This window comes from Streptomyces sp. CA-251387 (assembly GCF_050936625.1).
In the GTDB taxonomy this organism is placed as follows: domain Bacteria; phylum Actinomycetota; class Actinomycetes; order Streptomycetales; family Streptomycetaceae; genus Streptomyces.
The window spans coordinates 7,068,087-7,081,631 of sequence record NZ_JBNJMJ010000001.1; the positions used below are offsets into that span (position 1 = coordinate 7,068,087).

The window sequence follows — 13,545 nt, forward strand, 5'->3', positions numbered from 1 at the left end:
GCACGGCCCCGATCGTCGGGTAGCCCTTGAGGCGTCCTGACGGAAGGTCCCTCGGGAGGGGCGCCGATCACATGTCGGCGCCCCTCTTCGCGTATGTCCACGCGCGCGTGGAGCCCGCGTTGGCCCACGCGCGCGTGGCAGGGGCTCTCAGGGCCGGCGAGCCCTGCCCATGGTCGCCGTGAACGTCGCTGGATCGTCGTCGAATCCGCGGACGCCGGGGCGGAAGTCCCACGTGCCCGACTCCTGGCGTACGAACTCCGCGACCGTCGCCGCCGTCGAGCCCAGGACGCCTCCGAAGTCGTCCTCGGCCAGCACGGTGTAGCCCTCGCGTATCCGCAGGGCCGGCTTGATGACGCTGACGAAGGTGCGCTGCGCGGGGCGTTGCTGGATCACGACTCCGACCACCACGCGCGCGTACCGGCTGTCGAGCCGGTCCAGCTCCACGGTCAGGACCTCGTCCCAGCCGAACCCCTTGCCGTCCTTGCTGTCCCGGTTGAGATAGATGGTGCCGTCGGGAGAGCGGCTGTCGAAGTGCACCACGTAGGCGGGATCGCCGTGCGGGTCGCCCGCCAGGTAGGTCGCGGCGACTATGTCCAGGTCGGTGGGAGGCTGACCGGCCGGACTCGGGTCCCACTTGACTGAGATCTCGGCCTTCCGGATCCCCTTGTTGATGGCGCTCATCAGGCTTCCCCTTCCCCGTTCCGCGTATGCCCTCAGCCTGAACTGCCCGGCAGAAAAGGCCGGTTGTCCATCCTGCCACGCACGCCGGATCGTACGCCGGAGAGCTCTCCGGTCGAGCGTGACCGGCGCCACGCTCCGTGGCCTTACCATGGCGCGGTGCTGGTCAAGTGGATTCGCTGCACCGTGGTGGACCGCCGCGGGTTCGAGCGGGGGCAGCGAAAATGGGCGGGGCTTCTGGGGGAGCCGGGATTTCGGGGGCAGGGTGGTGGGTGGAGTCGGGGGCGGCAGGGGGTGGTGCACATCTTCTCGTTCTGGGAGAGCCGTTCCTTCTACGACTCCTTCATGGCCCGCTCCCACGACAGGCTGGCGGCGGCCCAGTCGGGCACCTACAAGGACATGCAGGTCAAACTCTTCGACTACCGCTTCGATGTGAAGACCGGCTTCGAGCCGCGCTTCACCGACGCGGACCTCGTCAGGGTGGCCCACTGCCGTGTCCATGAGGACCGCGCCGAGCACTTCACGCTCATGCAGGAGAAGGTCTGGAACCCCGCGATGGCCGGGTCGCCCGGCATGATCCGCGGGCTGTTCGGTGAGGCGCCGGGCCATGAGTTCCTCGTGCTGTCGATGTGGCGGTCGGCGGCGGAGCATGGCAAGTACCGCACGGAGCGCGTGGAGCGACTGGCGCTGAGAGCCCAGACGGAGGCGGACGTCGCGGCCCTCACGGGTGACATCGTGGAGCTCGAACCGACCTGGACCGTTTGAATTCCGAACCTGTTAAACGTGCGGCCGGATGTGACCTGTGGTGCAGGAAGTGTGTGACCTACGCCGTATGGGGCCCCTAAGAGTCCTCGATCGACCGTCACTCGATCTAGGGTTTTGGCATGGCACGACCACGGCGCATCGTCCTTGTCCGGCACGGCGAGTCAACGGGCAATGTTGATGACACCGTGTACGAGCGTGAGCCCGATCATGCGCTGGCGCTGACCGAGCGGGGCTGGCGGCAGGCCGAGGAGACGGGCAAACGGCTGCGTGAGCTGTTCGGCCATGAGCGGGTCAGCGTGTACGTCTCGCCCTACCGACGTACGCACGAGACCCTGCGCGCCTTCCACCTTGATCCCGAGCTCATACGGGTGCGCGAGGAGCCCCGGCTGCGCGAGCAGGACTGGGGGAACTGGCAGGACCGCGACGACGTACGACTCCAGAAGGCCTACCGGGACGCCTACGGGCACTTCTTCTACCGCTTCGCCCAAGGCGAGTCCGGCGCCGACGTGTACGACCGGGTCGGCAACTTCCTGGAGAGCCTGTACCGCAGTTTCGAGGCCCCCGACCATCCGCCCAACGTGCTGCTCGTGACCCACGGCCTGGCCATGCGGCTGTTCTGCATGCGCTGGTTCCACTGGACGGTCGCGGAGTTCGAGTCGCTGTCGAATCCGGGGAACGCGGAGATGCGGATGCTCGTTCTCGGGGACGACGGCAAGTACTCGCTTGACCGGCCTTTCGAACGCTGGCGGGATCCGGAACCGTACGGGATCACCGGATAGAGTGGCAGGGCGATGACCGCTGACTCCTCTCCCGAAAGGCGCCTGGACCGCGCCCTCGCCAGCCTGCGCGGACTCGCGGTGGGGGACGCGCTGGGCTCACAGTTCTTCGTGCCGGTGAACTATCCGCTGCTGAAGCGCCGGGGGCTGCCGCCCGGTCCCTGGCAGTGGACGGACGACACCGAGATGGCCTGCTCCGTGGTTGCCGTCCTGGCCGTCCACCACCGCATCGACCAGGACGCTCTGGCCCGCTCCTTCGCCGAGCACCACGACTTCGACCGGGGCTACGGCCCTGCGGTCAACCGGCTGCTGCGCCTGGTCCGGGAGGGTGAGGACTGGCGCGAGCTCTCGGCCGCGCTCTTCAACGGACAGGGGTCCTGGGGCAACGGCGCCGCGATGCGCATCGCGCCTCTCGGCGCCTGGTATGCGGACGACCCGGAGCAGGCGACCCACCAGGCCGAGATCTCTGCCTATCCCACGCATCAGCACCGCGAGGCCGTCGTCGGCGCCATGGCCGTCGCCGCGGCTGCAGCGCTGGCCGCCGCCCCCGGCGGCCCGCCCAGCCCGGAATCGCTCCTCGACGATGTCATCGCTCTCGTTCCGAAGAGCGCGGTCGGCCAGGGTCTGCGACGCGCCCGGGACATGCTCGACTACGACGACGCGGCCACCGTCGCGGCGGTCCTGGGCTGCGGGCGGCGTACGACGGCTCATGACACCGTGCCCTTCGCGCTGTGGTCGGCGGCGCGGGCTCTCGGGGACTACGAGCGGGCTTTCTGGACGACCGCGCAGGTCGGGGGGGACGTGGACACCACGTGCGCCATCGTGGGCGGGGTGATCGGCTCCGGGAAGGCAGGGTCGGTGCCGACCGAGTGGGTGGAGCGGACCGAGGCACTCCCTGAATGGGTGCCGACGTCGGCGTAGAGCAGCGCCCTGACCTGCTGTCCGAGCTGCCGGATCCTCGCCTGGGCCGGGATCGTCGATAACTTTCTGTGCCCGTCGGGAACTCTGCGTGACCGCTGGCCCGTTGTGGGGGCAGTTGGTGTGCGGTCGCTGGGGCCGCACCTGCAGTGACACTCGAGGGGCAGGGGGTGCAGCCATGGGGCTCATGTCGGTGCTGGCCGTGCTGTTCGTCGTGGCGGCTGTCGCGTCGGGCGGGTTTCGGCTTTTCTGTGCCGCCGGCGCCGGTCCGACATCTGTCGCTGTGCGGGTGGTGCGGATGGCCGGCTCGTCGTCATCGCCGTCGGTCCCCCGGACGCGATCCGGCCATCCGCGGCCCTTCGCGGGCCCGGCCGGGTCAGCCGGCCATCGGGCCCGCGGTACCGGCGAGGGCTTCCAGGTCGCTCTTGCGGACCCGGATCACGAACCATGCGGTGGCCAGGGCGAGTACCGCCATCGCGGCGGCTGCCACGAAGCCCGTCGCGATGCCCTGCGTGAGCACTTCATGGCCCCACGAGCCGGGAAGCTGGTGCGTCTTGGCGAACTCCGCCTTCTGCTCGGCCGATCCCTCCGCCATGAACTTCGGGAGCTGCTTCTCCGCCTCGTCCTTGCTGGCCGTGCCGAACACCGTCGTCAGGATGGACAGGCCGAGCGAACCGCCCACCTGCTGCGTCACGTTGAGAAGACCGGACGCGGCACCAGCCTCGTGCTGGGCGACACCGGAGACCGCGGTGATGGTCAAGGTCACGAAGTTCAGACCCATGCCGAAGCCGAACAGGAGCATCGGCCCGAGGACTCCACCGACATAGGAGCTGTCGGCGGTGATGAGGGTTTGCCAGGCAAGCCCGATCGCCACGAGTGCCGAGCCGACGAGCATGAACGGCTTGGGGCCGAGCACCGGCAGGAAACGCTGCGACAGGCCCGCGCCCAGCACGATCACGACCGTCACGGGCAGGAAGGCGAGACCGGCCTCGATCGGGCTGTACAGCAGCACGTTCTGCACGAACAGCACGATGTAGAAGAACATGCCGAACATCGCCGCGGCCAGGCTGAGCATGATCACATACGTGCCCGAGCGGTTGCGGTCGGCGAACATCCTGAGCGGGGTGATGGGCTCCTTGGCCCGCGACTCGATGAACGCGAAGGCCAGCAACAGGACCACGGCGGCGCCGAAGGATCCGATGGTCAGGCTGTCCCGCCAGCCCTCGTCCGCCGCGCGGATGAAACCGTAGACCAGGGACGCCATGCCCGCGGTCGAGGTCAGTGCGCCCGCTATGTCGAAGCGGCCGGTGTGCCGTTCGGACTCGCTGATGTACAGCGGCGTGAGCAGGGCGATCACAATGCCGATCGGCACGTTGACGAAGAGCACCCACCGCCAGTCGAGCCACTCGGTGAGCATGCCGCCCGCGAGCAGGCCGATGGCGCCACCGCCTGCGGAGACGGCGGCGAAGACGCCGAACGCCCGGTTGCGTTCGGGGCCTTCGGGAAACGTGGTGGTGATGAGCGCCAGCGACGTGGGCGACGCGATCGCGCCACCCACGCCCTGGAGCACGCGTGCGGCCAGCAATTGCCAGGGTTCCTGGGCGAGTCCGCCGAGCAGAGAGGCAAGGGTGAACAGCAGGATGCCGGTCATGAAGACCCGGCGGCGGCCCAGGATGTCACCGGCGCGGCCGCCGAGAAGCAGCAGGCCACCGAAGGTGAGCGTGTAGGCGCTGACGACCCACGTGAGGTCGGTGGTGCTGAACTTGAGCGCGTCTTGAATGTGCGGGAGTGCGATGTTCACAATCGTCGCGTCGAGTACCACCATGAGTTGGCAGGCCGCGATGACGGTGAGCGCGATGCCGGGATGCCCCTCCCGGCGGGCCGCACCTGGTTTCTGATCCTTGATCAACTGAGAGGTTGTCACCATGGGTCCCCCACAAATGCCTTAGTGAACGCTCGCGTTCACTGTCGCGTCAACCGTAGTGAGTCCTCGGTAGTGAACGCAAGCGTTCACTGAAGTCGTCATCGCGCGGCGTTTCCCCCGTAGTTCCCGCGTGATGCGCCCATGTCCCCGTAATTCCGCTTCCCTTGTTCGTTGGAGACGCTCAGATGGTTACCTCGCGCTGGACGGCCGCCACCGCTCAGACGGCCTCCCTCCGCCGGCGCGGCGCCGTGCTCGAACGCGCGATCCTCGATGCCGCGCTGGAACAGCTCAGTACGGTCGGCTGGAACGGCCTCACCATGGAGGGTGTCGCCGCCGGCGCCCAGACCGGCAAGGCCGCCGTCTATCGGCGCTGGCCGTCCAAGGAGGACCTCGTCGCCGATGCGCTGCGGGCCGGGCTGCCGCGTTTCGAGTCGGCTCCCGACCTGGGGAGCGTCCGCGAGGATCTGCTCGAACTGTGCCGGCAGGCGCGAGAGGCGATGTTCTCGCGCCCCGGTTTCGCGCTCCGCTCTGTGATTCACGAATGCGACAGTCTCCAGGCGGAACGCTTTCATGGTGTGATCTTCGACGGGGTCGTGGAGCCCACGATCAGGTTGCTCCGAGAGGTCATCACCCGCGGAATTGAGCGGGGGGAGGTGCGGGCCGACGCGGCGAACGGCTATGTCTTCGATGCCATGCCGGCGATGATGATGTATCGGTCGAAGATGTGCGGTAGCGAATGGAGCGATCGGGACATCGAGGAGATGATCGACCAGCTGATGGTTCCTCTGCTCCGCCCGGCAGAGCTCTGAGCGAACGCTTGGCCGGCCTGGGGGCTGCTTCGGCGAACCAGGGTGTCGAAGCCGGTTCCGGGCGGCGTACGCTAAGGGCGCCATGCCGTACGAACCGCCTACTCACACCGTCGAGCGCTCCCTTCGAGCCACGACCGGAGCGAAGATCATTGCCGGTGTCGACGAGGTGGGGCGCGGTGCCTGGGCAGGGCCCGTCACCGTCTGCGCGGCCATCACCGGACTGCGCCGACCCCCGCAAGGCCTCACCGACTCGAAGCTGCTCACCGTCAAGCGGCGTACCGAACTCGCCGCGGAACTGCGGACGTGGGTGACGTCGTACGCCCTGGGGCACGCCTCTCCGGAGGAGATCGACGACCTGGGGATGACGGCCTCGTTGCGGCTCGCCGCGGTACGCGCCCTGGATGCCCTGCCGGTCCGCCCCGACGCGGTGATCCTCGACGGGAAGCACGACTATCTCGGGGCTCCCTGGAGGGTCCGTACGGTGATCAAGGGCGATCAGTCGTGCGTGGCGGTCGCGGCGGCCTCGGTGATCGCCAAGGTTCAGCGCGACAAAATGATGGCCGAACTGGGTATCGACCATGCAGACTTCGGTTTTGCGGACAACGCCGGGTACCCGTCGCCCGTGCACAAGGCCGCACTGGCGGAGCGGGGGCCCACCCCGCACCACCGGTTGACGTGGGCGTATCTTGATGCGCTGCCCCAGTGGCGGCACCTTAAGAAGGTCCGCAGCTGGGTGGAAGGAAGCGTTCCGGCGATCGAGGGGCAGCTCGGCTTCGATTTCTGACGATTCCGCTCGCACTTGTGTGCCACCCGCCCGCGCGAGCCGCACCAGCGTTTGATAAACATCAGCTCATGCCTCTCATTCCCGAGGAGCCTCAGATTCACGAGAGTGCCCAGGGTCCCCGCGCCACTCCGGCCAGCGGCCGCACCGCGCCGACCCCCCGCCCCGTACCCGGCCCCCGCCCCGCGGGGCCTCGCGTCCCGGTCGACCCGGGCCCCCGCGGCCCGCGCCGCCGGTGCAACGTACGCCGCGTGACGTGGCCGTGGCCAAGCCCGGACCGTCGGGCCCGGCTGCCCCTGCCGCCTCCGCCCAAGCCGCGGCCACCCCGCAGATCCAGCTGATCCCGGCCTCGCCCGAGGGCGCGCTCGACGCTGCCGAGGAGGCCGTCGACCTGCTCCTGGAGTCGGGTCGGGCCCCCGGCGACGTGCTGGTGATCACCACGGGCGAACAGCACCCGTGGGCCGCTCACGAGCTGTCCTTCGGGGAAGCCTCCTACTGGGCGCAGCACGACGCGGGCGACGACGTCTTCTACGCCGACGCTTCCGGCGCCGGCCGTGCCGCGTCCCGTCCCGTGGTCGTGGTCGCCGTCAACGGCGGTCCCGACACCGCTGCCGCCACCGCGCTGCCCTTGGCCCTCGGCCGGGCGAGTGCCCTGCTGATCGTCTGCGGTGACCCGCAGCGGATCAACTCGGTGCTGGGCGCCGGCGTCTGAGCCGGTTCCGGCTCGTCCGGGGGACACTCCGCGGGCAACCGAGGGACAGCGCGCAATGAGGCGTCGTCTGCAAGGCGAGGCCTTTGGCGTGCTCGGACGTGGGGGACGTGTGCGGAGCTCGCCGTGCGCGGGCCCGTCGGCCCAGGATGTGACTGCATGCCGTACGGATGGGTCGGCGCGGGTGTTCGGGCGTGCGTCGGCCGCGGGCGTCACACGTCAGGCCGTCGCAGGTCGACGCGTCGCATGCCCAGCACGGCGTGATCCTGCCGTCCGCACAGGCCCTCGTCGGTGTCCTCAGCGAGCCGCCGCCCGCCGCAGGACTTCCGAGGCCGCGCCGCCGGTGCGGGGCGCCGGGAGCGGTGCCTCGGACGTGGCGAAGGGCTCCGGCGCCGAGTCGGCGTTGGGGCGGCGGCCGCCGCGGCCCTCGCCGAGGACCTGCCAGCCGTCCCGGGTCAGTGTGATGTAGGCGCCGCAGCGCAGGCCGTGCAGGGTGCAGGCGTCCCGCAGGCCCCACATCCAGGCGCCGTCCTCCTCCGTCCAACGGGCGTCGCCCTCACGGCAGTAGAGCAGCACCGCCGTACGTACCGGGGTGCGGCGGCGCAGGTCGTGCGGGATGACGCGGCGCAGCTGGGCGAGCAGGGCGTTGCGGAACATCCAGCCGTCGGCCGGGGCCGGGCGGCGGGTGAACGAAGCACTCGCCCGCAGCCGCTCGTCCGCGTCGAGTACGGCCACGATCGCGGTGGCCGGCCCGGGGCGGTGCCGTGAGTGCAGACCGCTGACGACCTCCCGAGGGTTGCGCAGCAGCGGGATTCCCGCGGCAGCCCACTCCGCGGGTTCGAGCATGCGGGCCAGGGGGTTGGCGGATGCGGCGGACAGGTCGGCTGACGTCGACATGGATGCCGCCGAGGACGGAGCGAATCCGAAGGTCACGGTCCTCCCTTCGGCTACGCGCCCACACTGGGGGCGGGGTCGGAATCGGGGGAGCGCGCACCGCAGCAGAGCCCTACCGGACCACGGACGAGCCGTGCGGGGAGCGGACCTCAATTCTTCCTGGCGAACCGGGATGCGGCAACGAGCAATTGGGGGCACCGCCCCATATCTGATGGTCTGTGGGTTATATCCCTACCCGGTTGGTCGCTGTGCGACGCCAGGGCAACCCCGCACAACCAGGTCGTACGCCGTTGACGTGTGAGGATCCGCGGCGCGTCGGGTGGGCTGGTACGCGTGCGGCGCCGACGTTGCGACCAAGTGTCTCGTGCGGCGCGCGCAGCGAGGCCTGCCCTGGGCGCCATCAACCTTGCACATCCAGGATCGACGGCGCCACCCCCTGTGCACAGGGTGAAGTGGCCGATTGTCAGTGCCGTCGGGTTGCATGGGGGCATGGACGTTCTGGAGCTGCGCGCTGAAGCCGATGCCATCCTCGCCGAGCTGGTCGGTGCCCCCGGGGGATCGGCGCGCCTGCGAGAGGATCAGTGGCAGGCGGTGGCGGCTCTCGTGGAGGAGCGTCGGCGTGCCCTGGTGGTGCAGCGCACCGGCTGGGGAAAGTCGGCGGTGTACTTCGTGGCCACCGCACTGCTGCGCCGACGTGGCTCCGGCCCTACGGTGATCGTCTCGCCGCTGCTGGCGCTGATGCGCAACCAGGTCGAGGCGGCCGAGCGGGCGGGTATCCGGGCCCGCACGATCAACTCGGCCAACCCGGAGGAATGGGAGATCATTTACGGGGAGGTCGAGCGCGGCGAGACCGATGTTCTCCTCGTCAGTCCGGAACGTCTCAATTCCGTGGACTTCCGCGAGCAGGTCCTGCCCAAGCTCGCGGCCACGACCGGTCTTCTGGTGGTCGACGAAGCGCACTGCATCTCCGACTGGGGCCACGACTTCCGCCCGGACTACCGGCGGCTGCGGGCGATGCTCGCCGAGCTGCCCGCCGGTGTGCCGGTCCTGGCCACCACCGCGACCGCCAACGCGCGGGTCACCGCGGACGTGGCCGAGCAGCTGGGCACCGGTGGCGGCGAGGCCCTGGTGCTGCGCGGTCCGTTGGACAGGCAAAGCCTGCGGCTGGGCGTCGTCCAGCTGCCGGATGCCGCGCATCGCCTGGCCTGGCTCGCCGAGCACCTGGACGAACTGACGGGTTCGGGGATCATCTACACGCTCACGGTGGCCGCGGCCGAGGAGGCCACTGCCTTTCTGCGCCAGCGCGGCTTCCCGGTGGCTTCCTACACGGGGCGCACCGAGAACGCCGACCGGCTGCAGGCCGAGTCCGATCTGCAGGAGAACCGTGTCAAGGCGCTGGTCGCGACCTCGGCGCTGGGCATGGGCTTCGACAAGCCGGACCTGGGCTTCGTGGTCCACCTCGGCTCGCCGTCCTCGCCGATCGCCTACTACCAGCAGGTCGGGCGCGCCGGGCGAGGCGTGGAGCACGCCGATGTGCTGTTGCTGCCGGGCAAGGAGGACGAGGCCATCTGGCGCTACTTCGCCGATACGGCCTTCCCGCCCGAGGCGCAGGTACGCCAGACGCTGTCGGCACTCGCCGATGCTGGACGGCCGCTGTCCGCGCCGGCCCTGGAGGCCGTGGTCGACCTCCGGCGCACCCGGCTGGAAACCATGCTCAAGGTGCTCGACGTGGACGGAGCCGTCAAGCGGGTGAAGGGCGGCTGGATCTCCACGGGAGAGCAGTGGGTCTACGACGCCGAGCGGTACGCCTGGGTCGCTCGGCAGCGGGCCGCCGAGCAGCAGGCCATGCGTGACTATGTGAGCACGTCCCAGTGCCGGATGGAGTTCCTGCGCCGGCAGCTGGACGACGACGGGGCAGCCCCGTGCGGCCGTTGCGACAACTGCGCGGGCGCCTGGGTCGATTCCGGTGTGTCGACGGAGGCGTTGACGGGGGCGGCGAAGGAACTGGACCGCCCGGGAGTGGAGATCGAGCCACGCCGCATGTGGCCGACCGGGATGCCCGCGCTGGGCGTCGACCTCAAGGGACGCATCCCGGCCAAGGAGCAGTGCTCCACCGGCCGGGCCCTGGGGCGGCTCTCGGACATCGGCTGGGGCAACCGGCTGCGCCCGCTGCTGGCGGAGAACGCGCCCGACGGTCCGGTCCCCGACGATGTCCTGCGGGCCGCGGTGGCGGTCCTCGCCGACTGGGCGCGCTCCCCGGGCGGCTGGGCGCCCGATGTCCCGGACGCCTCCGCACGACCGGTGGGCGTCGTGGCCGTACCGTCCGTGACGCGTCCGCAGCTGGTCGGTTCGCTCGCTCAGGGAATCGCGGCCGTCGGCCGCCTCCCCTTTCTGGGCACTTTGACTTACACCGGTCCGAGCGGAGCGCACGCAGCACGTCGCAGCAACTCCGCTCAACGCCTCCGGGCGCTGTCCGGCGCCTTCACCGTCTCCGGGGAGCTCGCCGGCGCCCTGGCCGGCTCTGCAGGCCCCGTCCTGCTCGTGGACGACTACACCGAGACCGGCTGGACCCTCGCGGTGGCCGCCCGCCTGCTGCGGCAGGCCGGCACCGAGAAGGTGCTTCCGCTGGTCCTCGCTGCGGCAGGCTGAGCTTTCCGGCCGGGTGAGATTCCGGCCGGGGGGTTCCCGGCTGGGATGGGGTTTTCGGCCGGGGTGCGCCGTGGGCGGGGCGTTTCCGGGAGGCGCCAGTATCGGGAGGCGCTGGTTCCGGGAGGCTCAGTGCGGTAGTGGTCCGGCTTGTACGGGCCCTCGACCTCGACGCCGATGTACGCGGCCTGCTCGGGGCTGCCCGCACCGTGGGGGCGACGGCGCATGCCGTGGTGCCTGGGGCGAGCGCGGCCGACGTCCACGAGCGGCTCGCGGGCGTCCTCGACGCGCAGGGAAAGGGCCGTCCTCCGCCGCTATCAGCCGCCGGCCGCCGTCGACCGGGCGCCGGGCCGGCTGACGGAGGCTCAGGCCTCCCGCACCGCGTAGCGGCCGAGCACCGGCTCCAGCAGGGCGAAGGCCTCGCGGGCGGCCACGGCGGCGGCGCCGTCCACTTCCGCGGCGGGCGTCTCGCTGCGTACCAGGCGGCGGACCAGCCGGAAGACGACCCGGTGGGCGGCGGCCAGTTGGGCGGCGGCGAGACAGGGCGTGAGGTCGTGGCCGGCGGCGCCCGTGGCGGTGGCGAGGGCCTCGGCGAGCGCCTGCTCGCGCTGCTCGTCGATCTCGCGCTCACGGGCCCGCAGCCGGGCGCTGTCGTGCACCAGCCGGGCGAAGCCGGGCGACGCGTGCCCGGTCAGCACCGGGTCGGCGCCGCCCAGCCCGGCGACGTATGCCCGGTGCAGCGCATGGCAGGCGGACTCGCCCGTCACCCGCTCGCGCACCGTCCGCGCGAGGCTGTCGACGGCGAGGTCATGGGCGTCGAAGACGAGGTCCTCCTTGAGCGGGAAGTAGTTCGTGACGGTCATCTTCGACACCCCGACGGCCTCGGCGATGTCGCTGATCGTCACGTTGTCGAAGCCCTTCTCGATGAACAGCAGCGTCGCCACATGGGCCAGCCGCTCCCGTGTCTGCTGCTTCTTGCGCTCGCGCAGCCCCGTTCCCGATCCCTGCATGCTGCCCATGGTAGCCATCCTTTGGTTCAGGCGAATTTTAGGTTTGACATAAGTCATGGTCCGACCTAAGTTCTCCGTGTCCAGCCTCGACTCACCCGCCCCGGAGGGTTCTTGAAGCGCTCGATCGCTCCCCGTCCCGTCGCTCCGTCCGAGACCGAGGACCGCCTCGACCCCGTCCCTGCTGCGGATCGGTGCGGTGCTGGTTCTCGGCGCCGTCCTCGCGCAGCTCGACACCACGATCGTCAACGTCGGTGTGGGCTCCATGGCCGATGGGCTGGACGCGTCGCTGACCGCCATCCAGTGGGTCAGCACCGGCTACCTGCTCGCCGTCGCCCTCGTGGCGCCGCTGTCCGGATGGCTCGTGGACCGATTCGGCGGCAAACGGACCTGGCTGCTGTCGGTGGCTCTGTTCGTCGTGGCCTCCGCGCTGTGCGGGGCGGCCTGGTCGCCCGGCTCCCTGATCGCCTTCCGCGTGCTGCAGGGGCTGGGCGGAGGGCTCATGCAGCCCATCGCGCAGTCCGTCATCGCCCGGATCGCCGGACCGCAGCGCATAGGCAGGCTGATCGGCGTCATCACCGCACCGGTCGCCCTGGCGCCGATCCTCGGGCCGGTCATCGGCGGCCTGATCGTGCACAGCGTCGAATGGCGCTGGCTGTTCTATGTCAACGTGCCCGTCGGGCTGGTCACGCTCGCCCTCGCCGTCCGCATCGTGCCCGGTGACGACGACGAACGTGTCGGGGGCCTGCGGCCCGACGGCGTGGGTCTGTCCCTGCTCCCGCCGGGGCTCGCCCTGTTCGTCTACGCCCTCGCGCAGGTGGACGGAGGCGGCCTCCGGCCGCTGGACGGCGCACTGCTCGTCGCGGGCGTCGCCCTGCTCGCCGGCTACATCGTCCACGCGCTGCGCACCCGCAACACCCCGCTGGTCGACCTCCGGCTCTTCGCCGGACGCGGCTTCACCCTCGCAGCCGTCAACACGCTCCTGCTCGGCGCCGCCCTCTACAGCTCGATGCTGCTCCTGCCGCTGTACTTCGTGCAGGTACGCGGAATGAGCGTGCTGGAGGCGGCGCTGATGCTGGCCCCGCAGGCGCTCGGCACCGCCGTGATCACCCCGTACGCGGGCCGGGTCACCGACACCTACGAGCCGCGCGCCGTGGCGATCACCGGCACCCTGCTCACCGTCGCGGGCACCGTGCCCTTCGTCCTCACCGGGACCGGACCCGGCATCGCCGTCCTCGCCGTCGCGCTGTTCGTCAGGAGAGTCGGGCTCGGTGCGATCACCCCACCGAACGTCGCGGTCACGTACACCTCCGTGACGCGCGGTCAGATCCCGGCCGCCACCAGCGCCCGCACCGTCCTGAACCGCGTCGGCGGCTCGCTCGGCACCGCCGTGCTCGCCGTGATCCTGCAGACTGCCCTGGCCGGCGCCGCCGACGGAACGCAGGGCGTGCCCGACGCCTACGCCCAGACCTTCTTGTGGGCCCTCGCCCTCAGCACCCTCACGCTCGTCCCGGCCGCGCTGTACCCCCGGCACGCTCCGGGCAAGGGCTGACGGAGGGGCCGTACCGCTCCCACGAGTCCCGAGCCCCCGAGCCCCCGAGCCCCCGAGCCCCCGAGTCCCGAGTCCCGAGCCCCGAG

Annotated in this window: 12 protein-coding genes and 1 pseudogene; 8 read left to right on the forward strand and 5 right to left on the reverse strand. The window is 70.6% G+C overall.

Annotated elements, in window-relative coordinates; genetic code table 11:
- Window positions 1-147 precede the first annotated feature (147 nt).
- Window positions 148-681, reverse strand: a complete 534-nt coding sequence (locus tag ACQEV2_RS31685) for a TerD family protein (protein ID WP_433049051.1) — start codon at window positions 679-681, stop codon at window positions 148-150.
- Between the two features lie 156 nt (window positions 682-837).
- Between ACQEV2_RS31685 and ACQEV2_RS31690 the strand changes: the two genes are divergently transcribed.
- The 3 genes from ACQEV2_RS31690 (at window position 838) to ACQEV2_RS31700 (ending at window position 3,140) form a co-directional block, all read left to right on the forward strand.
- Entirely contained in the window at window positions 838-1,443 is a 606-nt protein-coding gene (locus ACQEV2_RS31690) for a YdbC family protein (protein WP_433049054.1), read from the forward strand.
- A 119-nt stretch (window positions 1,444-1,562) separates the two neighbouring features.
- Window positions 1,563-2,222 carry a histidine phosphatase family protein gene (locus tag ACQEV2_RS31695; protein ID WP_433049057.1) on the forward strand — a complete coding sequence of 220 codons (660 nt, stop codon included), beginning with the start codon at window positions 1,563-1,565 and terminating at the stop codon, window positions 2,220-2,222.
- 12 nt (window positions 2,223-2,234) lie between these two features.
- Complete coding sequence (locus tag ACQEV2_RS31700; protein WP_433049059.1) at window positions 2,235-3,140, forward strand: ADP-ribosylglycohydrolase family protein; 906 nt, start codon at window positions 2,235-2,237, stop codon at window positions 3,138-3,140.
- 373 nt (window positions 3,141-3,513) lie between these two features.
- Here ACQEV2_RS31700 and ACQEV2_RS31705 read toward each other — a convergent pair whose 3' ends face one another.
- Entirely contained in the window at window positions 3,514-5,061 is a 1,548-nt protein-coding gene (locus ACQEV2_RS31705) for an MFS transporter (protein ID WP_433054916.1), read from the reverse strand.
- Between the two features lie 185 nt (window positions 5,062-5,246).
- On the opposite strand from ACQEV2_RS31705, the gene ACQEV2_RS31710 reads away from it, so the two are divergent.
- The 3 genes from ACQEV2_RS31710 (at window position 5,247) to ACQEV2_RS31720 (ending at window position 7,363) form a co-directional block, all read left to right on the forward strand.
- Window positions 5,247-5,870 (forward strand): TetR/AcrR family transcriptional regulator, encoded by a 624-nt coding sequence (locus tag ACQEV2_RS31710; RefSeq protein WP_433049062.1) that lies wholly within the window; start codon window positions 5,247-5,249, stop codon window positions 5,868-5,870.
- An 82-nt stretch (window positions 5,871-5,952) separates the two neighbouring features.
- Window positions 5,953-6,654 carry a ribonuclease HII gene (locus ACQEV2_RS31715; protein WP_433049065.1) on the forward strand — a complete coding sequence of 234 codons (702 nt, stop codon included), beginning with the start codon at window positions 5,953-5,955 and terminating at the stop codon, window positions 6,652-6,654.
- A gap of 253 nt (window positions 6,655-6,907) precedes the next feature.
- Window positions 6,908-7,363, forward strand: a complete 456-nt coding sequence (locus ACQEV2_RS31720) for a hypothetical protein (protein WP_433049068.1) — start codon at window positions 6,908-6,910, stop codon at window positions 7,361-7,363.
- 294 nt (window positions 7,364-7,657) lie between these two features.
- On the opposite strand, the gene ACQEV2_RS31725 is transcribed toward ACQEV2_RS31720, so the two are convergent.
- Complete coding sequence (locus ACQEV2_RS31725; RefSeq protein WP_433049071.1) at window positions 7,658-8,293, reverse strand: hypothetical protein; 636 nt, start codon at window positions 8,291-8,293, stop codon at window positions 7,658-7,660.
- 450 nt (window positions 8,294-8,743) lie between these two features.
- On the opposite strand from ACQEV2_RS31725, the gene ACQEV2_RS31730 reads away from it, so the two are divergent.
- On the forward strand, window positions 8,744-10,903 hold the full coding sequence (locus ACQEV2_RS31730; protein WP_433049074.1) for a RecQ family ATP-dependent DNA helicase: 2,160 nt from the start codon (window positions 8,744-8,746) through the stop codon (window positions 10,901-10,903).
- A 131-nt stretch (window positions 10,904-11,034) separates the two neighbouring features.
- Here ACQEV2_RS31730 and ACQEV2_RS31735 read toward each other — a convergent pair.
- Both ACQEV2_RS31735 and ACQEV2_RS31740 read right to left on the reverse strand, forming a co-directional pair.
- Window positions 11,035-11,097 (reverse strand): annotated as a pseudogene (locus tag ACQEV2_RS31735) (adenosylhomocysteinase); the annotation flags it as partial.
- A gap of 168 nt (window positions 11,098-11,265) precedes the next feature.
- Window positions 11,266-11,919: a TetR/AcrR family transcriptional regulator gene (locus tag ACQEV2_RS31740; RefSeq protein ID WP_433049077.1), complete on the reverse strand. Its 654-nt coding sequence runs from the start codon at window positions 11,917-11,919 to the stop codon at window positions 11,266-11,268.
- 187 nt (window positions 11,920-12,106) lie between these two features.
- On the opposite strand from ACQEV2_RS31740, the gene ACQEV2_RS31745 reads away from it, so the two are divergent.
- The gene (locus tag ACQEV2_RS31745; RefSeq protein WP_433049079.1) at window positions 12,107-13,459 is read left to right on the forward strand and encodes an MDR family MFS transporter; all 1,353 of its coding nucleotides are present in this window, start codon (window positions 12,107-12,109) and stop codon (window positions 13,457-13,459) included.
- The last annotated feature ends 86 nt before the right edge of the window (window positions 13,460-13,545 follow it).

What these genes read in the sequence shown, in the direction of transcription:
- ACQEV2_RS31685 (WP_433049051.1), bottom strand. Translation starts at nt 681, where the DNA reads ATGAGCGCCATCAACAAGGGGATCCGGAAGGCCGAGATCTCAGTCAAG.
- ACQEV2_RS31695 (WP_433049057.1), top strand. Translation starts at nt 1,563, where the DNA reads ATGGCACGACCACGGCGCATCGTCCTTGTCCGGCACGGCGAGTCAACG.
- ACQEV2_RS31700 (WP_433049059.1), top strand. Translation starts at nt 2,235, where the DNA reads ATGACCGCTGACTCCTCTCCCGAAAGGCGCCTGGACCGCGCCCTCGCC.
- ACQEV2_RS31710 (WP_433049062.1), top strand. Translation starts at nt 5,247, where the DNA reads ATGGTTACCTCGCGCTGGACGGCCGCCACCGCTCAGACGGCCTCCCTC.
- ACQEV2_RS31715 (WP_433049065.1), top strand. Translation starts at nt 5,953, where the DNA reads ATGCCGTACGAACCGCCTACTCACACCGTCGAGCGCTCCCTTCGAGCC.
- ACQEV2_RS31730 (WP_433049074.1), top strand. Translation starts at nt 8,744, where the DNA reads ATGGACGTTCTGGAGCTGCGCGCTGAAGCCGATGCCATCCTCGCCGAG.
- ACQEV2_RS31740 (WP_433049077.1), bottom strand. Translation starts at nt 11,919, where the DNA reads ATGGGCAGCATGCAGGGATCGGGAACGGGGCTGCGCGAGCGCAAGAAG.